This is a genomic window from Fundidesulfovibrio putealis DSM 16056 (assembly GCF_000429325.1).
GTDB classification, from domain to species: Bacteria; Desulfobacterota; Desulfovibrionia; order Desulfovibrionales; family Desulfovibrionaceae; genus Fundidesulfovibrio; species Fundidesulfovibrio putealis.
Genome location: NZ_KE386885.1, coordinates 620923 through 646780, shown reverse-complemented (window position 1 = coordinate 646780; position 25858 = coordinate 620923). Strand labels below are relative to the sequence as shown.

Genomic DNA, 25858 nt, shown 5'->3' with positions numbered 1-25858 from the left:
GACAACTTCATTGCAGGAGGACAGCATGTCCGACTTTCTCACCCACGCCGACATCGAATCCATCCTGGAAGACCCCCGCTGGCGCGGCCTCGCCGTGAACCATGACGCCACGGCCCGCTGCGAGGCGCTGCCCCAGGGCCTGCCGGGCGTTGTCTGCCACGAGATCAATTTCAAGGGCGGGCGCAACTGGATGAGAGACGAGCGTCCCGTCGGCACGCCCTGGTGGCGCTTCTGGGAGTGACGCGAGCCTGACGAACTCGGCTGTCCCTTGCACAACCACTCTATTCCACTCCTGGAGGCGCGGCCTGCCAATAGATCGATCGCGGATTTCGATTTACTTTTCCTCAAGCCGCGCCGATATTGACTGTGCATTGGCCGCGACTCCCAGGCTTATCCGGCCGCTTGTAAGCCACACTCGTCCCAGGAGCGCTGCGCATGTGGGATAATCTGGCCGCCATGATCGGCCTCAAGGGGCTGGTGCTCGCCGTCAAAAACGCGCTGGACCGTCTGGCCGCCTCGCGCCAGCCGAATACGGGCGAGCTTTCGCTGGACTCCGTCGAATGGGGGGACATGTCCCTCAAGGACGTGGACGCCGGGCACTCCGACCTGTGGGCCGAGTATTTCCATGGAGAAGGGGCCGCCATCGTGGCCCGGCAGGGCCTGGAAGAGCAGGTGCAGGCCTGGCGCACCGGCCTGAAAGAGCGCCTGGAGATTCTTTTCAGCGCAACGCCGCAGTTCGGCGGCGCGGACGCTCCCCCCTCTCATGTCGTCCCGCCCGCGCTGCTCAAGCTCCTGGCCCGGCGCAACAATACCTTCAAGGACTTCGAGACCGGCTACGCCACCCTGGCCTCCCTGGGCGACCCCAACATCCGGCTCTCGGAGCTCTCGCACATCATCACCGAGAACAAGCACCTCACGGCCATGCTGCTCAAATGCGTGAACTCCCCCTATTTCGGCCTGCGCGGGGAGGTCAGCTCCATCCCCACGGCCATCCTGATCCTGGGGCTGGTGAACCTGCGCAACGTGGTCTACCGCGACCACATGGTCAAACTGGTGGACATCGAGGACCCGCGCCTCAAGCAGTTCTTCAATCAGGTCTGGGAACACCTGACCTTCACCAGCGTGTGCTGCTCCCACGTGGCCAGGGCCTTCGACGAGGTGAACCCCACCACGCTCTTCACCATGGGCCTGCTGCACGACATCGGCCGGTTCGTCATCGCCACCTCCCCCCTGGTGGACCGGGACGAAGACCAGACCCTGGCCTACGACCTGTGCTTCTCCATCGAAGACGAGAACGACCTGTTCGGGATCAACCACGCCGAAGCAGGCAGACTGGTAGCAGGCCAGCTGCGTTTCCCGCCGCGCATCGCCATGGCCGTGGAGCACCACCACGCGGCGGCCTGGACCGACCGCAGCGCGCTCGGCCTGGACCTATCGGCCCAGAAATATCTGGCGGCGCTGTTTCTGGCGGACAAACTGGCGGGAGTGTTCAGCTGCGGGGCGGAGGAACCGGTGGACCCGCTGCACGTCTCCTTCCACTCCCTGGTGGACAGACAGCGGCTCGAAAAGATCGTGCTGCACCCGTCTCTGGCGCGAGACATCAAGAAGGCGCAGGAGATGGCCCTGCGCAACTTCGACGCGCCGGGCTGAGCCAGACCGCGAACGACAGGACCGGGCAATTCGTACGTTGCGCGGCCATCCTCCCATCTGCTCTTCCTAAATGGCGTGCCTCCCACTTCCTCCCTTCTCTGCCGACAGGAAACTCTCACTCCGGAAGAATGTATCATGCTTCAACTATCACTAAATGATAATTGCACCATTTGCGCGAATATTTAACAGAACAAGCTGAGTAATTTCAGCATTTTTACGCCTTCGCGCTCCGGGCACGGTTATTGAAATGTCTTGGCCCGACATAAGCTAAGACATCTTCATACACACCGGAGTCCCTCCGTGAAATGCCACACTTACTTTACGCCAGGCATCCTGGCGGCATCACTGCTTTTTTTCCTTTTCTTTGCAATCAACAAAACTATCAGCAACAGCTTGTGGGCTGATGAATTCTACATGCTCATCGTCTCCGAGATGGATTTCCTCAAATCCCTCGCCCAGACAACGGATTACTCGGCCCCGCTCTATCAATTGGTGCTCAAGCCGATCGTCGCATCCGCAGGCACCGGCCACCTAGCGCTCAGGCTCCCGGCCATGGTGTTTTCCATCATAGGCCTCATGTATTTCCTCGCGCTCATGAAGGACCTGTTCGACTTTGAAACGGCATGCTTCGCCACCGCGCTTATCGCGGTCAATCCCCTTTTCATCCACAACGCGGCGGAAGCCAGGCCCTACACCCTTTTGTTCTGCACCACGTGCGCATCCTACTATTACTATCTCCTGAGCACGAAATCGCCAGGCACGTTGCGCGGAGCACTCTACACCCTGTCATCATTCGCCATGGTGATCAGCCATTACTATGGCTATCTTGTTCTCGCGTCGCAGTTCTTCCACTTCGCGTATCTCTCGATCCTGAACAAAAGCTGGAAAACACCCTTCACCAGATTCTTTGCGCTTGCCATCGCGCTGGCGACGATCGCGCTCGCCCTGCCCCTCAGATACCTGCTTGAGGGCGCTCCCGCCGCCAGTTGGATGGACAGACCCGCGCCGTATTCATGGTATCTGGGCGACCTGTTTCACAACGGCAAAATCGGGGCCCTCGTCTGTGCGGCCTTTGTCATCTCCCTTCTCGCGCTGTTCTCGCAAAAGCTCCTGCCCAAGCCGGCGGAGGGCGACAGGCACTTCCCCGTCGCCAGGACGGACCTCGTCGCACTGCTGCTGTGGACCGTGTTGGGCTTCTATTCCATCCTGCTCATAACCATCGTCGTGAAGCCGATCTACACGGCCAGGCACTTTGTGTTCATTCTTGCTCCAGCCGTCGCGCTCCTGTTCTTCGGCATCAGCAGGCTCCCCAGAAAAGCGGCCATTCTCGTGTCATGCGCCCTGTTTTTCGTACAAATCCATAGCTCGTCGCGGGAGTTATTTTCCACGCGCCACGATTTCACCAGCACCGTCGCGCTCCTGAACACGGAAAAGCCGGGTTGCGTTTTCGTTCCGTACTCACCGTACGGCACGCACTACGCAAATCCCATCCACAGGGGTCTTCTCTATTATGGGTATGAATCGGCGTCCCTGGCGAGATACGACGAACTCGGCGCGCGCCCCGAGGTTCTGAGGCCCGGCTGCAAGCTGGTCGTGTTCGGAAAAATCACGAAAATCACGAAAATCCTGAAGGACAAAGGCATCGGATTCGGAACCACGACCTTCGGCAACATGAGCGTCATAGCGATTCTCTAGTATGGCTTCTTCAAAACCAACACATCGCCTGCCGAACACAAGAATCTGAAATAGTTGACTTACACTTGACTATCGATCCATGTTTCCAGGGACGCGACACGAAAGCCGCGACGATCCCCGGACCGGGCTGGGCCACGCGGTTCCTGTCTGCCCCCCGCCCGTTGCCGGGACTTACCGGGCCGCCTGGGTCAGCGGCAGCCTGACTATGAATCTGGCCCCCTTGCCGGGGCTCGACTCCACGCTGAACTGCCCGCCGTGGTTGTCCGTGACGATGAAGTAGGACACCGACAGGCCAAGCCCCGTGCCGATTCCCACGGGCTTGGTGGTGTAGAACGGCTCGAACACCCGCTTGCGGGTGGCTTCGTCCATGCCGGGGCCGTTGTCCGCCACCTCGATGCGCAGCATCTCCCCCTCCCGCGCCGCCTTGAGGCGTATCTCCGGCACGCCGCCAGCCACGTCCGCGTCCTTGATGGCCTGGGCGGCGTTTCGCAGCAGGTTGAGGAACACCTGGGTCATCTCCGTGGCGCGGCACTCCACCCTGGGCAGGCCGGGCTCGAACTCCCGGACCACATGGATCTGGCGGAAATCGAATTTCTTCTTCAGGTCGTAATCCTGCCCGGCAAGCTCCACGGACTTCTCCAAGAGCGCCGGGATGTCCTCGAGGGCCATGCGCCCCTCGCTCTTGCGGCTGAACTCCAGCATGTTGCGGACGATCTCGGAAGCCCGGAATCCGGCCTCGCGCACCAGCCCCACCATCTCCAGGACGCCCCGGTCCTGAAGGTAGCAGCGCACGTTCTCCACGGTCACGCCGCAGCGGGCGGCGGCCTCCTCGTTGCGGGGGCGGCCGGGTTCCAGCCTGCGCTCCATGTTCTGGGCGGACCCGAGGATGGCCCCCAGGGGGTTGTTGATCTCGTGCGCCATGCCCGCCGCCAGCCCCCCCACGGAGAACATCTTCTCGGTCTGCACCATCATGTCTTCCACGCGCGCCCGTTCGGTCACGTCGTCGATGCGCAGCACCACGTCGCCGCGCCCGGCCAGCGGATAGGCCATCACGTCCACGTAGCGGCGCGCGACCCCGGAATCATCCGCCACGCGCCCCTTGAACTGGGCTTCGCCCGAATCAAGGGCCTTGCCGACCAGGTCCAGGGTCCAGGCGAGCCCCGGAACCAGCTCCCCCAGAGGCTTCCCCTCCGCCTCGATGGTGGATTTGCCGAAGCGCGCCGCAGCCTCCCGGTTGAGGTGGACCACCCGGCCCGTTTCGGACAGGGCGATCATGGCCGAGGGCATGGAGTCGATGATGCCGCGCACGGTCTGGTTGGCCTGGCGCATGCGCTCCTCCGCCAGCTTGCGCTCGGAGATGTCCTCCAGGATGCCCTCGATGCGCGCCAGACTGCCGTCTTCGCCGCGTATCGCCTTGGCGTGCATGGTGATCCACACCTGCATGCCGTCCTTGCGCACAAAATGCGTCTCGAAATTGGAGACGACCCCGTTGGTCCGCAAATACGCCAGAAACTGCTCGCGGTCCTCGGGCTTGGCGTAGATGCCGGTCCTGACGTCGGACACGTGGGCCATGAGCTCCGCCGGGGATTCGTACCCCAGGATGCGCGCGCAGGCGGGGTTCGCCTCCAGGATGCGCCCGTCCGGAGAGGTCTGGAAGATGCCCTCCACCGCGTTGTCGAAGATGGAGCGGTATTTCTCCTCGGCCTTGCGCGCCTCCTGCTCGAACTGCCTGCGCACCAGCACCTCGGCCTCCAGGGCCTGGTTGGCGGCGGTCAGGGCCTGGGCGCTCTCAAGAAGCAGCGCTTCGCGCTCCTGGTAGTAGTCCACCCGTTTTCGCAGCTCATCGGGCGACACCTTCATGTCCGCCAGCACCCGGCCATAGATCGAAGAGAGCTCCTCCCTGTCGCGGGCGGTGTAGAGCCTGCCGTCCAGCAGGGCCTTGTGGGCCGTGGCCGCGCCCACAATGCCCCCCAGGCTTTTCTCCGCCTCGGCGTACAGCGCGGCCAGTTCCAGGACGGACACAAGTTCCAGCCCTGAGCATCCGGCCCTCTTCGCGCAGGCTTCCACGTATTCACTGGCGGCCTGCGGGGGGAGGTAGCTCCGGAACAGCTGCTCCAGCACGTCCACGCGCGGCGCAAGGAGCACGTGCCGGGGCGACTCTCCTCCGGCCCGCACGTTCCTCGCGCCGTCGGCTGCCCCGAACAAGAGGAGGGTCATCTCCGTCTCCTCCGGGCGGGGCCTGCTCAGCAGGGAAACCAGGACGTAGCCGCCGGTGTTCAGGAGCATGGCCCAGAACAGCGAGTGGTTGAGGGGGGTCAGCGCCGTGAGCCCCAGCAGGCTCTCCGGGGCCAGCCAGGATATGCCGAAGGGTCCGTCCAGGAAGGAGGGTGCGATGACGCCGCTTCTGGCCAGGGCCGGCAGCGCCAGGGTGTACAGCCAGACCGCAAAGCCCGCGCCGAGCCCGACCACCGCACCGGCCCTGGTGCCGCCGCGCCAGAACAGGCCGAACATGGCCGCCGGGGTGAACTGGGCGGCGGCAGCCATGGACATGATGCCCAGGCTGGCCAGCATGGCCCCCTCGCCGATGGCCAGATGCACCAGGTAGCCGCAGCCAAGGTAGACAGCCACCACGGCCCAGCGCAGGGGCAGGAGGCTGCGCCGGACCCAGTCCGCGCGGGGAATCCGCGCCGCCACGGGCAGGATCAGGTCGTTGGTGACCATGGTGGCCATGGTCATGGTGTTCACGGCGATCATGCTCATGGCGGCGGAGAATCCGCCCAGAAACACCAGGAAGGACAACCAGGCGTTGCCCCCCAGGCGCGGCAGCAGCAGGACGAAGGTGTCCCCGGCCTGGGCCTCGAAGCCCAACAGCCGCCCGCCCAGGGCTATGGGCATCACGAAGAGGCTTATCAGCAGCATGTACAGGGGAAACAGCCAGACCGCAGTGCGCAGGTGCCGGGGCTCGGAGTTCTCCACCACGGCCACGTGAAACTGCCTGGGTAGCAGGAGGATTACCGGCATGAAGAGCAGCATCCGGCCCACCCAGTCCTGATAGTCCTGTTCGCCGCCTCCGACGGTGAGCAGATGCCCCAGCGACGCGGCCTGGGCCCGGTGGAATATCTCCCAGGGGCTGTTGAACATGACGTAGCAGACGAAGCCGCCCACGGCCAAAAAACCCACGAGCTTGACCAGTGATTCCAGGGCGATGACCGCGATCACGCCCTGATGGCGCTCCGTGGGGTCTATCCGCCGCACGCCGGCCACTATGGTGAAGGCCATCATGAAAACCATGAGGCCAGGCCCCGCCCAGGACGCTCCGGCTGAATCTGGCTGGCCCTGCCCGGTCAGCACCGCGAGGCTGGAGAGCACGGCCTTGATCTGGAGCGCGATGTAGGGAAGCGACCCCATGAGGGCCAGGGACGCCGCGATTCCCGCCACCAGGTGCGACCGCCCGTAGCGCGCCCCCAGATAGTCCGCGATGCTGGTTATGCGGGTCGCTTTCTTGAGCCTCAGGATGCGGCCCAGGATCATGGGCCAGAGGAGCACCAGGAGCGTTGGCCCCAGGTAGGACGTCAGGAAGATCAGCCCGCTGTTGGCCGCCTGCCCCACGATGCCGTAGTAGGTCCAGGCGGTCATGTAGACGGTAAGCGACAGCGAGTAGACCAGGGGGCTGGCTGCCACCCTGCCCTTCAGGGCCGGGCTGCGCTCCACCCACTGGGCCACGCCAAGCATGCACAGGGCGTAGGCCCCCAGGAGCGAGACCGCCAGCCAGAAGGACATCACCGGCCTTCCCGTTTGCGCGCAGGCCAGACGCAGGCGGGGTTTTCGGACCCTTCACCCGGACATTCGCGGCTGTTTCCCTGCGCACGGGACCACACGAAACCGCCCACCACCAGCGCCAGCCATACGATGAACAGGGAGAGCAGTTGCCCGAAGGAATCGATGGAGGCCAGCACGGTCACCATGGGCCAGGACAACAGAAGCAGGCCGACGACGGCCAGCGACGCAAGAAAAGCGGAAGACGACAGTATTTCCCGGGCTCGCCTGTGCATAACTCCCTCACGACCGAAGCTCTTGAGCGCACCCTTCCCGATCAGCGCAGGCAGAAAGGCCCCCTGCCACTAACAGACAGGATACACATATCTTGCCCGGCCTGCCAAGACTCGATGCGAAGGAGTGTCACGCTCGCGCGCTCAATCACTACTGACAAGTCCGGCGCTTTCTGCGGTGTCTGGAGGGGCGTTCCGGGAAGGCGCGGCGTGCCGACCCCGGAGTGGCGTCCATCACCGCGCCACGCGGTTTTGCCCCAAACCTGCGGCACCCGCGCCGACAGAGTGGACGCGATCCGCCTCAGGGTTGACTTCCCGGCTTCCGGTGGTACGGGTATGAGCATGGAAAACACCACGAAAGGCGTGCTCATGGGTCGTCGGATTATCGCATACGCGGTGACGTTCGCGGTGTTTTACCTTTTGGGAACCATGGACCACATTCGTATCCCGCTCCAGTTCGGGCTGTTCTTCTGCGGGCTTATCGCGGCGACAATCCTCAGTTTCATGATCTTTCTGGTTATCGCCACCATCTTTCCGCCCAAGGCGGGCAGGTGGGTGGAATTTCTGGTGATCGCGACGGAAATCGCGGCCTCTGCCGGTGTTTTGAAACTGCTGATCCAGATAGCCCCGTAAGCGCCGGACTACTCGCGCCTCCAGGCGCGGCTGGCCGATCTGCCGCCAAACGAAAAAGCGCCCCTGGACAATACCAGCGGCGCTTTTGTTCTGCTTGTTCGCGAATCAATCCCACGGCTTCAGGCGCAATCACCCTGAAGCGTCGTTTGGCGGAGGGAGAGGGAGCCGTCCGCCCCGAGGCCGGGGAATAGGGGCTGTCCTAGCTAAGCACGCTGGCTGATGCTAGGGTGCTTAGCTAGGACAGCCCCTATCAGAAATACATCATGAGCCACTCCAAGCATTGATCTGTATATTCAAGGAGATGTCAATCCTTGGGCAGGTTAAAGAAAATCTTTCCGTCTTTATGCCATAGTTCTGATTTATAAAGCTCAATTTCCAGCGTACCCTCATCAGATACAAAGCAACTGGGATCCAAAGGCCATTGCTGAAAAATATCTGTCCACTTGTCGTCAATTCCTTGGTAGGCCGCGACAAGTTTTCGTTGCATATTTACTTTTCGGTACACCAAAACCTGGGAAGACTTCCCAGAGACGCGCGGATAGAATATTGCCCCAGTGGCGGACTTGCCAGGATTTACGGTCACAATACCCGGGACATCCGGATTCTCAGATCTATAGACATTCCAACCTGAATCATCATCCAAAGTATTCACAATTCCCGATACTTTTTCGACAATTTGCCCAGGTATTGATATAACTTCTACCCCACTGGGCAAAGTCAATGATGACATTTTCATAAAACAATAGTTTTCATGTGCAGGAGTGCACGCAACCAGCTTGAAATCGCGCATTGTTAAAGTATCAAGGTTTACGAACAATCCCTGCGGTGTAACTTTGGTACAATTTAATATGAAGCGCAAAGTCAGCCTTTTGAAGGGTGTATCACGACGAATAGGCATGCTGAAAACGTTACGTACATCCTTGCCCTTGCTCACAAATCCAGAAATGAACTCTTCGTCATCAAAACTATAAAGAAACTCCAGGGTGTTATCCTGCCCGACATTGTGATATCTGAACCAAACCAGAAAAGAGACTCCATCAAGGTTTTCAACATTGTCGAAGGTATACTCAACTGTTCCAATTCGGTTGTTTTCTGTGACCATGACACCGCCGCCCCAGTGGGGGTTTAGTGTCACATCCTCAAGCCGGGAAACATACCTATAAAAATCATTGGGAATTGGATGCAACTCAATTGTCATTGGTAGCGATTTCAATTCTATAATCGGAGTTCGTTTGATATCAAAAGAATAGAGATTAGCCCCCCCCACAGAATTAACTCTTGCAGACTGCCCCATAAACTTTTCGAAATCGCCAATATCTTTAGCAAAGTGCCCAAAATTGTTACCAACGCTCAAAAAACGGTAATGGGCAACTGGATCAATGATGCCTATTCGTTGATGTCTCAATGGATTTGGTTTCGAAAATTGGTCCAAGTACCATGAGATTGACTCATGAAGAAAAGAGTCCGACGCAGACGTAACACTGTCATCTTCGACAACGGCAGGCAAGGATTGAGCAATAGCCTTGAAATCTCCAGTCGTAAAGATTGCGGAAGCAAATGAATTGCTTGCGTCATAAAAATCATGATGGTGAATCTTTGTGTAATTAATTCCATATACGAGCACGAATAGACCGGAGAGTACCCCAACGACATAAGCCTTGCGCATTGTCATAAAGGCTGCACCAAGAACTAGGCTGAACGGGAGAGCCGTAAAAAGAACGTATACGGGCAAAACAGGAGTATTCAAACGGACTGATATGAATATCATTGGCGGCAGAAAGAACATGAGAATCAATGCATAACATGTGTTTCTGCTCACTTTATAGATCGTGACGGCACCCATTATCGACAGTAAAATCAATGCAACGACCACGAACTGAGGCAAATAAAGAAACAAAACCTCGTAAACCGACAGAACTGTTCTTTCAAAACCACCCGAGAAAGTTTGTCGCCCAACCGCGTACATCTGATTTTTAAAGAACAAACCAAACATAAAAGGTATCGACGGGATAGCAGCGAGAAAGCAAGCTGCGGTGAACTCGATCACTCCTTTTCTCATAGACTTCCAATCGCGCATGGCCAGAGAAAAAATCACAACCCACTCAACAAACACGACAACAAACGCGGTGTAATGTGTCGAAAGAAAGGCAAGGTTCGCCAATAGCAACGCCCAAAAATCCCGACGCTGCTTATTCATAATGAAACGTAATAAAAAACCCGCAGCCAAACAGAAAAACAAAAAAAGGAAAGCATATGGACGAATCTGACGAGAAGCCCAAATATGTATGGGGTTTACAGCGATAAACGCCGCAGCGACAAGAGCAGGACCACACCCGACATGACCCCTGAAGAGGCGATATACCAGATAGACGCTGACGCTTCCTGCAGCTGCCAAAGGCCACCGCATAGAGAAATCGGAATTGCCTCCGGCAGAAATGAGTTTGAGAAATAAATAAAAGTACGGGGAGTGCAAGCCCGAGTTGTAGGCATAATCCAAAAGGGACGTTACGGGGGCGCGCGACGAAAGCGCGCTGAACATTTCATCGAACCAAAGGGTTGGCGTGTCAAGCTGGTAAAACCGCAAGAAAAAACCAACAGAAACGACGAGCACCACCCCGCCCTTGAACAATATGCCTTCCCATGCCCTTGCCCCCCCCGCTAGATCCTTAACGGCTCCAGTCATAGCCACTCCATCGTCAAAGAAGATAACATTCTAACCAGCCCTAGAGTAGCGTTGCTCATCAACCATGAACTTCCCATTATCGTTACTAGCGCCTTGCCACGAGCAACATCTCGCCGCTCAAAGGCATTGGCAGGTGAACGTCGCGAACAATAGGCAACTCCAACAAAGGTGACGCCATTCTATGTAATACGGGATAGCGTTTCAAGCTCGTGCTCAATGAACTCATCGCGAAGTATAACGGCATATTTCCAGAGTGAACCATGCTCATACCATGCTTATTCATAAGCATGACCAACGTTCTTAGCGAAAAATAATGTAAGTGCATGCCTTGATACCACCACCAACGCTTCTTTAACAATCTGGGGAGAAAAGCCTCAACATCCCCAGTGTAAACCACAAAAACGCCCCCCGGATTAAGCTTCTTTACAATCATCCTCATGAGGGCATCCGGATCGGTGATATGCTCTATAACCCCAAGCATGGTAATGACATCAAATCGAATGTTATCGACTTCCTCCAACGATGAATAAACCTTGTGTTTCTTACTGCACGCCCCTCTTGACCATCTTGAAGGCTCGACTCCATATGTTTTGAACTTTGACGAGACTACATCCAGAAGCAAGCCCGTGGCACAGCCTACATCCAACAAATTTCCAGACTTGTGATAATTCTGGATTAGATCAAAAATTTTCTCGAAGCATTTAATGCGCTGCTTTCTTGTAGACTGATAAACTTCATCCTCACTTTCGGCGTAAACGTCGTCAATCATTGGCATTGGGTTAGTATAAATATGCCCACACGCAATACATGAGACAATTGCAAATGTTTTCCTGGTTTCCGCAGTAAAATCATACTCCACCGCTGGGCTGGAATCTCCCAGTTCATCGGCGTAGAGAGATCTGTACTCAGGCGAACCACAGATGCAACAACTTACTGCGTGTTTTGTAATTTTCATTTTTCGCAATGCCTATACATCGAGTTAAGATGTTATAATAAACACAAGGGAGGACACGGCTGGCCATGGAAATGCTGACATTTCGCTAAACAAAAGCGCTGGCGCTCCGGCGGTTTAGACCAAAGACACGCTAAGATGGACCACTGCTATATGAATCCAGGATGTCAACAGATGGAAGCACCGCACGCCCGACAGCTCAGTAAGGTCTGTTGCGGAGCACAGGTGCATTTTCACAATACCCTGATGGAGACTTACTCGCCGACGATCACCGCCTGCACGAACATATCCTGCCAGCCGAAACGATAGTCGAGGAGCTTCCATCCAGCACGCTCCAACAACTTCCTGGCCTGTTCCTTGCCGTTCAGGCGGGTGATCTCGTCCGGATGGAGTCGGGTCTTTTTGCCGAGCACCCTGTTCATCACAAAATGCACCGCGCCAAGCACAAACACACTCGTGGCCCTGGCATGCGGCCAAAAGAGCACAATCTTGCCCTCGGGCTTGAGGACGCGCCTGAATTCCACGAGCAACGCCTGTATCTGGACCTCGTCGAAATGCTCCATGACTCCCAGATTGAAGACTCCATCGAAAGTTCCGGACTCGAAAGGGAGGCGGAAGATGTCGGCCTGCCGGGCTGCCTGCACTTGGGGGTTGTTGCGGCCGTAGAGGGCGAGAGCCTCAAGGGAGATATCCACTGCCGTCACCCTGAAATGTTCATGCAGGTCCCTGTCCGCCTGGCCTGAGCCGCAGCCAGCGTGCAAGACCCGGGCGTCCTTGCCGAAGTTTTCTCCGAGAGCCTTCACCAGATTCGGCCGGATGAAAAGCTTGCGGTATAAGGCCGCGATCACCTCGTAGGCCAGCGCTCCGGCGGACTGTTTCTTTGCCCAGTAGGCGTCCCAGTCAGTGGCCGGACATTGCTCCAAGACGCAGTCCACTGGACGCCCCTGTCGGAAACGCTCCGGATGGGATAGGTTCTCCAACCAAAGGCGAAGCAGGTAGGTCCCGCCGCGCAAGGCCTCCGTAAGGGTCAACTTGGAGTGGCCGTATGTGCGTGCCGGCAGCACAATGGGAATTTCCTTGACCTTCAGGCCATTGCGCACCAGCACGAAGAGGCTTTCAAAGAAGAAGGAATAGCTCCTGGAGGTGACCAGCCCGAAGAGTTCCTGGGGGACCCGCCGGAGGTCGTAGGCCCGGAACGCTCCGCTGGCATCCTGGGGCAAGCCGAGAAGCGTCGAGGTCAGGAAGTGGCCGAACTTTGTAAGGCCGCGGCGCATGAGGTTCCAGCCCGGCAGGCTGCCCGCCTCCATGTAGCGGGACCCCACGGACACGTCGTACCCGTCGAGCGCGGCGAGCATCCTGGGAATATCCTTGGGGTCGTGGGTGAAGTCGCAGTCCAGGGTGACCAACACGTCGTAACCGCCCGAGTAGCCTCGGGCGATGCCCATCTGATGGGCCGAGCCGATGCCCTGCTTGCCCTGCCGGTGCACCACGGACATGCGCGGGATCCGGCAGGCCAGATCGTCCAGCACCGGGCCCGTTCCGTCTGGGGAGTTGTCGTCCAGGAAAAGGATGTCCGCGTCCAGGTTCAGGGCGGCGAGTTCTCGGGCCATGCGCTCCACGTTGCCGGACTCGTTGTACGTAGGGATGAAAATGAGGATTCGTATCTGTTTCACCTAGTGCCATCCCTCGTGCTCGAACATGAGCTCCACCATGTGGTCGAAATCGGTCGCGGGGGTCCAGCCGCAACGCTCACGGATACGGGTCGCGTCACCGACCAATGGCGCGCGTCCACGAACGGCCAAGCCTGGTTCTTCGCGCACGTGGTTTTGCCAATCAAGGCCCGCGAGCGCAAAGGTTTTTTCCACCCAGTCGCGCACGCCATGGAGTTTCCCGGTGGCCACCACGTAGTCGTCCGGGTTTTCGGCCTGAAGCGTCGCCCAGAAGGCCTCCACGAAGTCCGGAGCGTAGCCCCAGTCCGCGCGGGCCGAAAGATCGCCAAGCAGCAATTCCCGTTTTTCTCCGCGCATGATGCGCCAGGCCGCGCGGACTATCTTGCGGGAGAGGAAATGATCAGGCCTCAGGTGCGACTCGTGGTTGAAGAGGATACCGGTCACGGCGAACAGGCCGTGCTTTTCCCGGTAGTGCCTGACGGCGTGGGCTCCAGTGGCCTTGGATATGCCGTAAACGCAGGCGGGCCTGAAGCAGGTTTCTTCCGTTTGCGGGGTCTCACCGGGCGTGCCATAGGCCAAACAGCTGCCGGCATAGAAGAAGCGGGCGTCAGGGGCATGTTGGCGGACAGCCTCCAGGAAGTTGACTGGTCCGGAAGCGTTAACCGCCATGCTGGCCGCCCAGGTAGCCCGAGTATCGTTGACCGCAGTCTGCTGTGAGGAGTGATGGAAGGCGGCCAAGTAGTAGATTTCGTCCGGCCGTGCTTCCCTGATGGTCTCGGCGACGGCGGACGGGTCAGCCACGTCCACAGGTGGGCTCTGACCGCCGTCAGGCATGTGGACCGACTGCCTAGAGAGCCCGGTGACCGCGTAATCACGCCCGATCAACAAATCACGCAGCAGACTCCCATCCTGGCCCTGGCAACCCACGATTAGGGCACACTTCATATTGACACGATCTCAATGCGCGGCAGTGGAAAGATGAACTTGCCTCCTTGTGCCAAGAACTCCTGCTCCCTTGCAATGATGTTTTTCCTGAAGTGCCAGGGCAGGACCAGAAAGTAGTCTGGCCTCATGGCCCGGGCTTCATGCTCGGAGATGATGGGGATGCGTGTACCCGGGGTGTAGGCCCCGAACTTGGATTCGTTGACCTCGGCGATTGCTGGCAAAAGTTCGGGAGTCAACCCACAGTATTGCAGGATGACGTTACCCTTGGTTGACGCCCCATACCCGAGCACAGTCTTACCCTGGGCCTTGAGATCGACAAGCAGGCTTACAAGCCCAGTCCGGTGTTCCTGTATCGCCTGGGCGAAGGATTCGTAAGGGGCTGGGGTATGCGTTCCCATGCGCTCCTCCGCCTCGAGAAGCTTCAGAATAGTGGACCTGTCGCGCGGGTACCCTGCGCCCCGATTGGCAACAGTAACGGCGAAGCTGCCCCCGTTGACGTCGTTCAGCTGTACGCTAAGGATTTCGAGTCCGGCTTGGTCGGTCATGCGCTTGATCTGCTTGAGCCCGTAATATTCCAGGTGTTCATGGCAGATGGTGTCGTATGCGTTGGACGCGAGCATTGAGGGCAGGTAGCTCTGCTCGAAATGCCAGACACCCTGGGGATGCAGGATTTCCTTGATCTGGCGGACGAACTCCTGAGGGTCCTCCAGATCGTAGAACATGGCGATGGAGGTTATGATCTTGGGTCTTGCGTCCTGGCCGAACTCCAGGCGAAAGCGGGAGGCGGAGAAGAAATCCACTATCAGCCTTATGTCCTGACGGTAGTGCCGACGAAATTTTTCCGCCGAGGGGTCCATACCGCACAGGGTCGGACCGCCTTGGGCATAGAAGGACAAGGAAGTGCCATCGTTAGAGCCGATGTCCAGCACGAAATCGTCCACCACAAGTGGGACGAGAGCCTTGAGTCCTTCAATCTTTGCCTTGAGGTGCTCCACCATGGACCGGTTAAGGCTGGAACGGTAGCCGTAGCCCTGTCCGTACATCTCTTCGGGCTGAAAGGAATGGCTGAGCTGTACCAGGCCACACTCACTGCAAAGCACGAGTTCCAGAGGGCCACAACTCAAAGAGGCGTCAGGATCCCTGGGGAATATCCCGGTAAGGTACTGCTCGCCAAGGGACAGAAGTCCCTCCAGGCCAGTGTCGCCGCAGATACGGCATGAGTTAATTTGGGTATGCATGAAATCGGAAATAAGAATCTATCTTTGGTACAGGATTGGAGTCTTTGGCCTGAGGCAAGATAACGTTACGCCCCCTCCTGCTCCAAAACCAGCCTGCCCTCAAGGGGAATTAATTCTGCGGCTAGTCCGCTAGATGATCAGAAGTTCGAGCACTGGCCACAGGGCAAGTGGTCAAGTACTTAAATTTCGCAAGTTGGTAAACAACGATTTCTCCACGCAGAAATCCTCACCCACACGAATGATCGTTCAAATCCACTCATTCGTTAACTTTGATTCGAAAGTTAGCGAGTCGCCAGATCCATATCAGGGTAGTGCCTCCCCTCTCTCCTCTCCCCTCTAGGTCGGGTGCGTAGATCGGAACATGTCACCAAGGCGGCGCGGGAGTCCAGGACAGGAAAAAAAGCAACGGGGGCGGGCAGCCGTCAGAATTAAGGGAGCATGCTGGGTATAGTGCTGGGTACGCCTGCTGGGTCAAAAACTCGAAAAACCCGCAAAGTGGCGGAGGGAGAGGGATTTGAACCCCCGGACGAGTCACCCCGTCAATGGTTTTCAAGACCACCGCCTTAAACCACTCGGCCATCCCTCCGCGCGCGGGCGAATATCTCTACACGGCCCGGGCGGCGGGGGCAAGAGTCGCGCATTCGGGGCGAAGGCCAAGCGAAGTCAGCTGACCTGCCTGCGCCGCAGTGAGCGACAGAAACTCCAGCCCGAGCCCAGGGATTTTGCGCGCCGCTCCCCATGCGCAGCTCCAGCTTACCCGCGACGGCACGGGGGCCTGGTCTTCCAGGTCGGCGAACACCAGCCACAACGGCGTCCCCTGCTCGCAGGCCGTGACGCTGAAGACGAAGCAGCCCCGCAAGGAAAGATTGAGCGTCGCGGTCTTCTCGCACCCATCCAGGCAGCCGCACGGCCTGTCCGGGATGAACTCGCACAAATACACCGGAAGCGACAGGGCCGTCCGCTCCATCCCCCGCAGGGAGCGCGGGCGGAACTGGCTGCATGTGGACCGGATGAAGCAGCTCAAGGGTTCGTCCGGGCTTGATCCCTGCTGCCCGGAGACGCCGCAGATGCCCCCGGCCTGATGGTCGTAGCGCAGGCGAATGACGAGGAATACCCCTTCCAGCTGAGTCAGGATGTGCCTGTCGAAGGACTTGTCGCGGATGAGCGTGGGGGTGTCGAGCACAAGGCCCCGGACGCGGCGCTGCCGGGCCAGAGCCGCTGGCTGGCCTTTATTTGCGGGGCCGCCCCTTTTCCTCGATCAAGGCCTTGGAGCGCTCGGTCAGCGTGGAAATCTCGGGCTTGGTGATCTGGTCGTCCGCGCCCACGGACAACCCCTTGTGGAAGAGCTTCTCGTTTATGAGCGACGAGAACAGGATGACCGGGATGTCGCGCAGGATGGGGTCGTCCTTTATGCGCTTGCACAGGTTGTGGCCGTCCATGGCGGGCATCTCGATGTCCGAGACCACGAGGTTCACCATCTCCAGGATGTCGCGCCCCTCTTCGGCGGCCCGCTGCTTGATCTCCAGCAGGCGCTCCCAGGCCTTCTGGCCGTTGATGTCCTGTTCCACCTCGTAGCCGTCGCGCAGCAGGGTGTTGACGATCAGCTTGCGGATGGAGGCCGAATCGTCCACCACCAGGGCGCGGTAGAAGACGTCCTCGGTGGCCTGGACCTTTGTCTCGCGTCCCGGTTCCTCGCGCATGGCCAGGCTCGGGTTCAGGTCCCAGATGATCTTCTCCATGTCCAGGAGCAGGACGATGCGGTCCTCGAACTTCACGACGCCGGTGAAGCTGTTGCCGGAGAAGCTGGCCACGTAGCCGCTGGGCGGCTCCACCTGCTCCCAGCTCAGGCGGTGGATGCGCGTGACGCCCGACACCAAAAACGCATTGGTGATGTTGTTGAATTCGCTGACGATGACCTTCGGAGCCTCGTTCTTGACCATGGTCTTGCCAAGCCAGATGGAGAGGTCGATGAGCGGGATGATGCGCGAGCGCAGGTTGAACGTGCCTTTCACCGCCGCATGAGGCGTATTGGGCATCTCGGTCACCTTGGGCTTGCGGATGATCTCCAGCACCTTGGCCACGTTCACGCCGAAGTAGCTCCGGTAGACGCTGCCGTCGTCGGACTCCTCGTCGATGTAGAACTCGACTATTTCAAGCTCGTTGGTGCCGGACTCGAGGAGTATGTTGGTATTGCTCATGGTGGGGTCATCCTGGCTCTTGATGCGTGCTGGAAAGGGACGGATACAGCCTGTCGGCTTCTCCCTCACTTCGCTTGTGTTACAATCTTGTTGATGTCAAGTTTTTCCACCGGAATGCCCGGCGTGCTTTACACGAGGCCCAGCGTGGACTAGAAAACCGCCACGCCGTCAGATTCCAAAACCAGAGGCCGTCCCTTGAATCTTCCTAAAATCGCCTATGTTCTTTTGTGGTTTCCCCTTTCCTCGGAGACGTTCATCTTCCGCGAGGTGCAGGCGCTCAGGCGCCAGGGGCTGCACGTTCTCGTGTACAGCCTCTACGGCAAGAAACTCAAGAACTGCTCTCCCGAGATGCTCGATTTTTCCTACGGCGTGCGCCGCATGGGGCTCTACGCCGTTCCGCTCATGATCCGTGACATCCTGTACTGGAACAAGCGCGTCCCCGGCTGCCTGATGGAACTCGCCAAGGAGATCGCCTGGCGGCGCTGGTGCAGCATCGAGATCACCGGCGAGAGCTGGTGGGCCTTTTTCGCGGGCTTCAGGCTGGCCCGACTCCTGGAGCGCGACGGAGTGTCCCACATCCACGCCCCCTGGGCGGGCGGCCCGGCCACTGCGGCCTGGGTGGCCTCGCGCCTGACGGGCATCCCGTTCTCCATGGCCGGACGCGCGGGCGACATCTACCCCCCCGACGGCGCGCTGGCCGAGAAGATCGCCGAGAGCGCCTTCGTGCGCGTCAACAACCGGGCCAACGTGGACTATCTGTCCTTCCAGGCTCCGCAGCACGCCGGGAAGATCAACCTGGTCTACAACAGCCTCACCCTGCGCGAGAACGGCGAAGCCGCCGTGGCCATGACCCCGCCGCTCAAGCTCATGGCCGTGGGCCGGTTCGCTCGCACCAAGGGGTTCGACGTGCTGATGAGGGCCTGCAAGATCCTCAAGGACCGTGGAATCTCCTTCAAGCTCACCCTGGTGGGCGCGGGATTCCAGGGCCCCATGCTCCTGCGCCTGCGCAAGCGCCTGGGCCTGGAGGACTGCGTGGACATGCCGGGCTTCCTCCCCCACGACCAGCTCACCTACCTGCTCAAAGGCCACGACATGCTGGTGGTGCCGAGCGTCGTGCATGCAACGGGCGACCGGGACGGCATCCCCAACGTCATCATGGAAGCGCTGTCCCACAAGCTCCCGGTGGTGGCCACGGACGTGTGCGGCATCCCCGAGGTCATCCGCCACGGCGAGACCGGCCTGGTGGTGTGCCAGAAGGACCCCGAGGCCCTGGCCGCCGCCATCATGGACATGGCCTCCGACCGGGAACGGGCCGTCTCCATGGCCGCCGCAGGATGCGAGCTGGTGCGGGCCATGTTCAACCCCGAGGCCAATGGCCGCGCCCTGTTCGAACTGTTCAAGCGTCACCTGCCCATAGCGGACAGGGACAAGGACTAGCCCATGTGCGGCATCGCGGGTTTCGTCCAGGCCAGCGGTGAATCCCTGCCCGCCGAGGCGACCGGCTGGCTCTCGGCCATGACCGGCTGCCTGGCCCATCGCGGCCCGGACGGACAGGGCCTGCTGGTGGAAGGCCCCGTGGCCCTGGGGCACCGCCGCCTGTCCATCATCGACCTGTCCACGGGCGGACAGCCCATGGAGCACGTCTCCGGGCGCTGCGTGGTCACGTTCAACGGCGAGATCTACAACTACCAGGACATCAGGGCCGAACTCGAGGCCAAGGGGCACTCCTTCGCCACCCACTCCGACACGGAGGTCATCCTGGCCGGATGGCTGGAGTGGGGGCCGCGCTGCCTGGAGCGCTTCGAGGGCATGTTCGCCTTCGCCCTGTGGGATCGCACCACCCGCACGCTCTTCTGCGCCCGCGACCGCTTCGGCAAGAAGCCCTTCTTCTACACGCTCCAGAACGGCAGGTTCGCCTTCGCCTCGGAGCTCTCGGCGCTCAGCCACCTGCCGGGCGTGTCGCTCTCGGTGGACCCGCGCACCCTGGCGCGCTTCCTGGCCTACGAGTACGTGCCCACGCCTGACTCCATCTACCGGGAAGTGCGAAAGCTCCCACCCTCGCACTGGCTCATTCTCCAGGGCGGCAACATCACACTGGGCTCCTACTGGGACCTGCCCGCGCCCGAGCCCACGCGCGCAAGCGAACAGGAACTCTGCGAGGAGCTGCGCCGCCTGCTCACCCAGGCCGTGAAGCGCCGCATGATCTCCGACGTGCCGCTTGGCGTGTTCCTGTCCGGCGGCATAGATTCCTCCATCGTGGCCGGGCTCATGGCCGGGCTCGCCCCGCGCATCAAGACCTTCTCCATCGGCTTCCAGGAGGCCAGCTACGACGAGTCGGCCTACGCCCGCTCCGTGGCCAAAATGTGGAACACCGAGCATCACGAGCACATCCTGTGCGCCGAGGACTGCGCGGACCTGCTGCCCGAGATCGTCACCCGCTTCGACGAGCCCATGGCCGACCCGTCCATCGCGCCCACCTACCTGCTCTCGCGCGTGACCCGCGAGAAGGTCACCGTGGCCCTGGGCGGCGACGGGGCGGACGAACTGTTCGCGGGCTACGAGCACTTCCTGGGCTTCAAGGCTGCCGGATTCTACAACGCCTTACCCTCGCTTCTGCGCCGGGGCGTCATCGACCCCATCTGCGCGGTGCTCCCGGCCTCAGAGGGCTACGTGAACCTGCGCCTGGGCGCTGCCACCTTCCTGGCCGGAGCGCGCCAGCCGCGCTGGCTGCGCATCCAGACCTGGCTCTCAGCGCTGCACCCGGAGCAGCAGGAGAAGCTGTGGCTCACGCCCGACCACTCCTTCCTTTCGCGCAATACGCTTTACTCCTCCACGCGCCGCACCTTCGACCGCTCCAGCGCCTCAACCGACATGGAACGCACCTTCCACGCCTACGCGCGCCAGTTCCTGCTGGACTACATCCTGGTGAAGGTGGACCGCTGCACCATGATGCACTCGCTGGAGGCCCGCGCGCCCTTCCTGGATCGGGATTTCGCCGAGTTCGCCAGCCGCCTGCCCACGCACTACAAGCTGCGCGGCCTGACCCGGAAATTTCTGCTGAAGAAGGCCATGGCCGACGTGCTGCCGCCGGAGATCCTCACCCGCAACAAGCGCGGGTTCCTGATCCCCGTGGCCCGCTGGCTGCGCGACAAGCTGAAGCCCCTCGTCGAGGACCTGCTGGGCGAAACGCACCTGCGCCAGCAGGGCCTGTTCGACCCCAAGGCAGTGCGGGCGCTTATCGATGAGCACGGCACCGGGAAAATTGACCGGCGCAAGGAGCTGTGGACGCTTTTGGTGCTGCAACTCTGGTTGAAACACAATAACCCGAGCATATCTTAGTAAACACAGCCTCCGGCGGCCAAAGGGACAAGTCCCTTTGGAATCCCCTATTTGGGCTACCCGTCCCGGCCTTCACGCTCATGTTTGCGTTACCGGACGGAAGGAGCTGCCCACGGGGAATGAAACTCCGGCACACAGAGTCGATACGTACTGGCTCTGGCAGCCCTGTTCTTCCCGTACCGATCCCGACGCCCATCTTGGGCGTCACCCGGCGGACGGGGCGGTCCGGGGCGAGGCGGGACTCCGGCGCGGGGAGTCGAAACCCGCAGGAGGCTTTGCGACGAGTAATGTTTCGGCTCCCCGCGCCGGGGGCCTGACGCGCACCGGACGGCCCGGACGCGCACTGATGCGCTCTTAGCCGCATCTCACATATCGCGACAACGGACACACCACATGGCACGCATCCTCTACGGCGTTCACGGCTCCCAGCACGGCCACGCCATCCGCGCCCTGACCCTGGCCCGGCGTTTCTCCGAGCACGAGTTCCTGTTCGTCACCAGCGAGGAGGCCGCAGGCATCCTGCGCGCCCACTACCCGGTGGAGATCGCCCTGAACCCAGGCACGCGCTACAAGAACTACTCGCTCGATCTTATCGAGACGGTGAAGCTCGGCGCAAAAACGCTCATCCAGCGCGAGAGCGAACTCACACGCCTTTCCAAGGTCATCGAGCGCTTCAAGCCGGACGTGTGCCTGTCCGACTACGAATACTTCGTGCCCATCGCGGCCAAACGGGCAGGCATCCCCTGCCTGTCGCTGGACCACCAGCACGTCATCACCCTGTGCGAGCACCAGCTGCCCGGCTCGGTCTGGTGGGACCTCACCTCCACCTCGTTCTCGGTGAACAGGCTCTTCTCCAACTCCACGGCACACCTGATCATCAGCTTCTACCAGCCGCCGCTCAAACCCGGCCCGCAGCGCGCCATCTCGCCGCCCATCCACCGGGAGAAGGTCTTCGAGCACGAGGCCAGCATCGGCGAACACATCCTGGTGTACCAGAGCTGCTCCATCTGCGACAATTTCGTCCCCCTGCTCAAAACCCTGGGCCGCCCGGTGATCGTCTATGGGTACGGAAAGGACGAAACCGACGGAAACCTTACCTTCAAGAGCTTCAGTGAGGACGGCCTGCTGCGCGACATGGCCTCGGCCAACTTCGTGATCTGCGGCGGCGGCCACACCCTGATGAGCGAGGCCCTGTACTACGGCAAGCCCATCATCTCGCTGCCGGTGCGCGGGGCCTTCGAGCAGTGGCTGAACGCCCACTACCTGCAAAAGCTCGGCTACGGCCTGCACCTGGACATGCACCACCTGGACGAATCCGCCGTGGCCGGGTTCGAATCCCAGGTGGAGGCCTGCCGCGAGCGCGTGCGTGCCGTTGACTTTCGCGGCAACGAGTTTGCGTTCATGCAGGTGGAATCCTTCATCCGTGCGGGCAGGCTCCCGGACGTTGCCAACCCCTGATGATTGCGCTACTGATTGTCCGATTTAGCCGTATTTCCTCCTGATAATATCAAGCATACGGACCAGCCATGAACCCCATACGCCCACTCACGCCCGAGACGTACTACAGACTCCCCTGGAACCTGGCAGACAACGCCATCACCTGGCTTGAGCCCACCACCAAGTGCAACCTGTATTGCGAGGGCTGCTACCGCGAGAACGACCCCCAGGGCCACAGGCCCCTGGAGGACGTCATCCGCGAACTGGAGAGCGTGCGGACCATGCGCCGCACCGACGGCATCTCCATCGCCGGGGGCGAGCCTCTCATCTATCCGCACATCGTGGAGCTGGTGCGCTACGTGGCCTCGCAGGGCTGGAAACCCATCATCAACTCCAACGGGCAGGCCCTGACCCCCTCCCTGGTGCGCGACCTGACCAAGGCCGGGCTGGTGGGCTTCACCATGCACGTGGACTCGCACCAGAAGCGCCCCGGCTGGTCCGGCAAGACCGAAGCCGAGCTGTGCGAGCTGCGCGAGAAGCTGGCCAACATGATCTTCGAGCACGGCCAGGGCAAGGTGGCCTGCGCGTTCAACGCGACCATCTACCGCGACACCCTGGACGACGTGCCCATGCTCACCCGCTGGGCGCAGGACCATATGGACCGGGTGCAGACCATGGTCTTCATCCTGTTCCGCTCCGTGAAGCGCCAGGCCAATTTCGACTGCCACGCCGGGGGCAAGCCCGTAAACGTGGGCGAGCTGGTCTACCAGCTGGACCACATGGAGCAGCACAAGGACATCGTGGCCCAGGAGGTCGCGGACAAGATCCGCGAGATCGACCCGGATTTCGAGCCCTGCGCCTTCCTGAACGGCACCGAGGACCCACGCTCCATGAAGTGGCTGCTCACCCTCAAGGTGGGCGCCAAGGACCGCACCCTGGGCTACCTGAGCCCCAAATTCGCCGAAGCCGTCCAGGTGCTGCACCACCTGTTCTGGGACACCTACCTGGCCTACGGACGCCCCTGGCTGACCAACAACGCCCACGGCCTGTTCCCCTTCGCGCCCTTCAACAAGAGCGTGCGCAAGATCTTCTGGGAATGGCTCAAGAAGCCGGACAAGTGGACGGAGTGCCTGCACATCCAGTCCATCATGATCATCCAGCCCTGCGACCTGTTCGAGGACGGTCGCCAGAACATGTGCGACGGCTGCCCGGACGCCATCCTGCACAAGGGACGCATGGTCTGGAGCTGCCGCGTGGACGAACTGGAGAAGTACGGCGCGTACATCACCTGCACGCCTCGCGGCGGATGCTGCGCCAACGCCGCAGGCACCCCCGCCCCGGAACCGGCTCCGGCCGCCTCTGGCACGGACAACCTGCCCGCCGCCAACGGCGAGAAGCTGCCCACGCCCAAGCCCGAAGCCCCTGTGGCCGTGCGGCCTCCGGCAGCCGCCCCGGCGGTGAAAGCTGACGCCTCCGTGCAGGTGGTGGAGAAGAAGGCTCCGGTCGCGCCCGCCGCCAAGCCCGCTCCAGTTGAGCCCGCACCGGCCGAGCCCATCGCGGCAGGACCCGCAGCGCAAGCACCCGAAGCCGCACCGGCGCCCAAGGCGGCAGCGCCGAAGGCCGAGGCCAAGGCTCCGGCAGCCAAGACGAAGTCAGGCAAGAGCAAGGCTGCCAAAGGCAAAGGCAAGAAGTAACTGAAGTAACCAGGGGGCGGGCGCACAGCCCGCCCTTTCCTTTCACACCATGAACACCCCAAGAATCAGCCGGCCAGCATGACGACACCCGCCACCATACCGCAGGCGGGCGCCGCGTCGCACGGCATCATCGGCAAATTCCTGCATCTGGCCTCGGCCCAGACCATCCGCGACATCCTGCACACCTGTTTCTTCATTTATCTGGCCCGCGTGGACCAGAGCCATTACGGCGAATTCCAGCTGGCCTTCAATACGGCCATGATCGTGCTGTTTCTGGGCGAATTCGGCCTGAACCAGCCGCTGGTGTCCTCGTTGTCCAAGAAGTACGGCCACAAGGGCGACATCCTCGTGCAGTACACCATCATCAAGGGCGTGATCCTGATGCTGGGCTGGATCGGGGTATCGGTGTTCGTCATGCAGCAGCGCTACACCGGCGGCCTGACCAACCTGGTGCAGGTGATCACCGCCGGCGTTGGCCTGGAGGCGCTGGCCAGTTCATTCTTCGTGGCCTGCCGGGTGCAGGGACGCCAGGACCTGGAGGCGCGCATCAAGTCGGTGGGAGCCATCGTGGGCTACGGCTGGGCGCTGGGCACGCTGGCCTTGGGGTTTGCGCCGCACTGGATCGCGCTGTTCAAGATCATCGAGAACGGCATCAACCTGATCGGCGGCGCGTGGGCCACCATCAACAAGACCGACATCCAGGGCCTGACCCTCAAGGGCAAGGCGATGTCTCGCACCTGGAACACCGCCAAGGGCGGGCTGGTGTTCGTGCTGCTGGCCTTCTGTTCAATCCTGTACAACAAGGCCAACCTGTTCTTTTTGCAGAAGTTCTCCGGCCCGCACGCCATCGCGCAGTATTCCGCCACCTGGGAGGTGGTAGACGCGGTCCAGATTCCCATTTCCAGCCTGCTGATGAAGAGCGTGCTGTTCCCGCTGTTCGTTGGCCTGTGGCGCCACGACAAGGAAGGGTTCGACCTCCTGAAGGACAAGTCCGTCAAATGGCTGCTTGGGGCGTCCATCCCGGTGATGTTCGTGCTGGCGGTGGAGTCCGACCGGATAATCGGGCTTATTTACGGCAAGACCTACGTGGACGCCATGTGGCTGCAGAAATGGCTGGTGCCGTCGGTGATCTTCAGCTTCATCCACAACCTGGCCGCGTACCTGATGATGAGCCAGCACCGCCAGAACGTTCTGTTCGTGATCTACGGCGCGGGACTGGCGCTGAACATCCTGCTGTGCTCGCTGCTTATTCCCGGCAACCCGCTCCTGGGCGCGGGGCTGTCCATCGTGATCACCAAGGGGGCGGTGGCCTGCTGTACCACGCTCTATTGCCAGCGCACCATGGGATTGATCAAATGGCGGGCGGTGTCGCCGGTGCTGCTGGCGACGTGCGTCGGCGCGGTGCTGTATTACGGGTTGGGCTTCCTGGGAATCCGGGAAGTCGCGGAAGTCGGCGCGCTGCTTCCGTTCGTGGTGCTGGGGCTGAAATGGTGGCGGGAGATGAAGGTGCAGGCGCTACCGAAGGCGGCTTAAGAACTCTCGTCGTTCTGGCGGGATATGGCCCGCATCGCCCGCGCCTTCGACATTCCACAACTCACCCTGCCATCCCGCGAAGCTATAGAGGATTCCAAAGGAACTTGTTCCTTTGGCCGCCGGAGGCATATTCTCTTACTCT

At 60.5% G+C, this 25858-nt stretch carries 18 protein-coding genes and 1 tRNA gene; 9 read left to right on the top strand and 10 right to left on the bottom strand.

What is annotated here, in order from left to right; all coding sequences use genetic code 11:
* The first annotated feature begins 25 nt into the window (after positions 1 to 25).
* The 3 genes from G453_RS0119600 (at position 26) to G453_RS0119590 (ending at position 3345) form a co-directional block, all read left to right on the top strand.
* Complete coding sequence (locus G453_RS0119600; RefSeq protein WP_027192391.1) at positions 26 to 241, top strand: hypothetical protein; 216 nt, start codon at positions 26 to 28, stop codon at positions 239 to 241.
* A gap of 194 nt (positions 242 to 435) precedes the next feature.
* On the top strand, positions 436 to 1650 hold the full coding sequence (locus G453_RS0119595; protein WP_027192390.1) for an HDOD domain-containing protein: 1215 nt from the start codon (positions 436 to 438) through the stop codon (positions 1648 to 1650).
* Positions 1651 to 1902: 252 nt separating this feature from the next.
* Positions 1903 to 3345: a glycosyltransferase family 39 protein gene (locus tag G453_RS0119590; RefSeq protein ID WP_156921025.1), complete on the top strand. Its 1443-nt coding sequence runs from the start codon at positions 1903 to 1905 to the stop codon at positions 3343 to 3345.
* Positions 3346 to 3516: 171 nt separating this feature from the next.
* Here G453_RS0119590 and G453_RS26805 read toward each other — a convergent pair whose 3' ends face one another.
* Positions 3517 to 7125: a PAS domain S-box protein gene (locus G453_RS26805; protein WP_051272658.1), complete on the bottom strand. Its 3609-nt coding sequence runs from the start codon at positions 7123 to 7125 to the stop codon at positions 3517 to 3519.
* A complete protein-coding gene (locus G453_RS0119580) occupies positions 7125 to 7397 on the bottom strand; it encodes a hypothetical protein (protein ID WP_027192388.1) in 273 nt (90 codons plus the stop codon). Before G453_RS0119580 ends, G453_RS26805 begins: the two co-directional genes overlap by 1 nt.
* A gap of 207 nt (positions 7398 to 7604) precedes the next feature.
* On the opposite strand from G453_RS0119580, the gene G453_RS0119575 reads away from it, so the two are divergent.
* Entirely contained in the window at positions 7605 to 8027 is a 423-nt protein-coding gene (locus G453_RS0119575; protein WP_156921024.1) for a hypothetical protein, read from the top strand.
* 304 nt (positions 8028 to 8331) lie between these two features.
* On the opposite strand, the gene G453_RS0119570 is transcribed toward G453_RS0119575, so the two are convergent.
* The 8 genes from G453_RS0119570 to G453_RS0119535 form a co-directional block, all read right to left on the bottom strand.
* Entirely contained in the window at positions 8332 to 10710 is a 2379-nt protein-coding gene (locus G453_RS0119570; protein ID WP_027192386.1) for a glycosyltransferase family 39 protein, read from the bottom strand.
* An 85-nt stretch (positions 10711 to 10795) separates the two neighbouring features.
* Positions 10796 to 11665: a class I SAM-dependent methyltransferase gene (locus G453_RS27490; protein ID WP_084502593.1), complete on the bottom strand. Its 870-nt coding sequence runs from the start codon at positions 11663 to 11665 to the stop codon at positions 10796 to 10798.
* A gap of 251 nt (positions 11666 to 11916) precedes the next feature.
* Positions 11917 to 13335 (bottom strand): glycosyltransferase, encoded by a 1419-nt coding sequence (locus G453_RS26800; RefSeq protein ID WP_051272657.1) that lies wholly within the window; start codon positions 13333 to 13335, stop codon positions 11917 to 11919.
* A complete protein-coding gene (locus G453_RS25415; RefSeq protein ID WP_043646470.1) occupies positions 13336 to 14277 on the bottom strand; it encodes a GDP-mannose 4,6-dehydratase in 942 nt (313 codons plus the stop codon).
* Positions 14274 to 15515: a class I SAM-dependent methyltransferase gene (locus tag G453_RS0119550; RefSeq protein WP_027192384.1), complete on the bottom strand. Its 1242-nt coding sequence runs from the start codon at positions 15513 to 15515 to the stop codon at positions 14274 to 14276. The genes G453_RS25415 and G453_RS0119550 overlap by 4 nt, the downstream gene beginning before the upstream one ends.
* Positions 15516 to 16011: 496 nt before the next feature.
* Positions 16012 to 16101, bottom strand: a tRNA-Ser gene (locus tag G453_RS0119545).
* 18 nt (positions 16102 to 16119) lie between these two features.
* Complete coding sequence (locus tag G453_RS25410; protein ID WP_051272656.1) at positions 16120 to 16698, bottom strand: PilZ domain-containing protein; 579 nt, start codon at positions 16696 to 16698, stop codon at positions 16120 to 16122.
* A 46-nt stretch (positions 16699 to 16744) separates the two neighbouring features.
* The gene (locus G453_RS0119535) at positions 16745 to 17713 is read right to left on the bottom strand and encodes a chemotaxis protein (protein WP_027192383.1); all 969 of its coding nucleotides are present in this window, start codon (positions 17711 to 17713) and stop codon (positions 16745 to 16747) included.
* Between the two features lie 195 nt (positions 17714 to 17908).
* Between G453_RS0119535 and G453_RS0119530 the strand changes: the two genes are divergently transcribed.
* From G453_RS0119530 to G453_RS0119510, 5 genes are all read left to right on the top strand, one after another.
* On the top strand, positions 17909 to 19150 hold the full coding sequence (locus G453_RS0119530) for a glycosyltransferase family 4 protein (RefSeq protein WP_027192382.1): 1242 nt from the start codon (positions 17909 to 17911) through the stop codon (positions 19148 to 19150).
* A 3-nt stretch (positions 19151 to 19153) separates the two neighbouring features.
* Positions 19154 to 21052, top strand: coding sequence for an asparagine synthase (glutamine-hydrolyzing) (gene asnB, locus G453_RS0119525; RefSeq protein WP_027192381.1), 1899 nt, complete (start codon positions 19154 to 19156; stop codon positions 21050 to 21052).
* A gap of 393 nt (positions 21053 to 21445) precedes the next feature.
* Positions 21446 to 22510 (top strand): glycosyltransferase family protein, encoded by a 1065-nt coding sequence (locus G453_RS0119520; RefSeq protein WP_027192380.1) that lies wholly within the window; start codon positions 21446 to 21448, stop codon positions 22508 to 22510.
* Positions 22511 to 22578: 68 nt separating this feature from the next.
* Positions 22579 to 24183 (top strand): radical SAM protein, encoded by a 1605-nt coding sequence (locus tag G453_RS25405; RefSeq protein ID WP_051272655.1) that lies wholly within the window; start codon positions 22579 to 22581, stop codon positions 24181 to 24183.
* A gap of 78 nt (positions 24184 to 24261) precedes the next feature.
* Complete coding sequence (locus G453_RS0119510; RefSeq protein ID WP_027192379.1) at positions 24262 to 25716, top strand: lipopolysaccharide biosynthesis protein; 1455 nt, start codon at positions 24262 to 24264, stop codon at positions 25714 to 25716.
* Positions 25717 to 25858 lie beyond the last annotated feature (142 nt).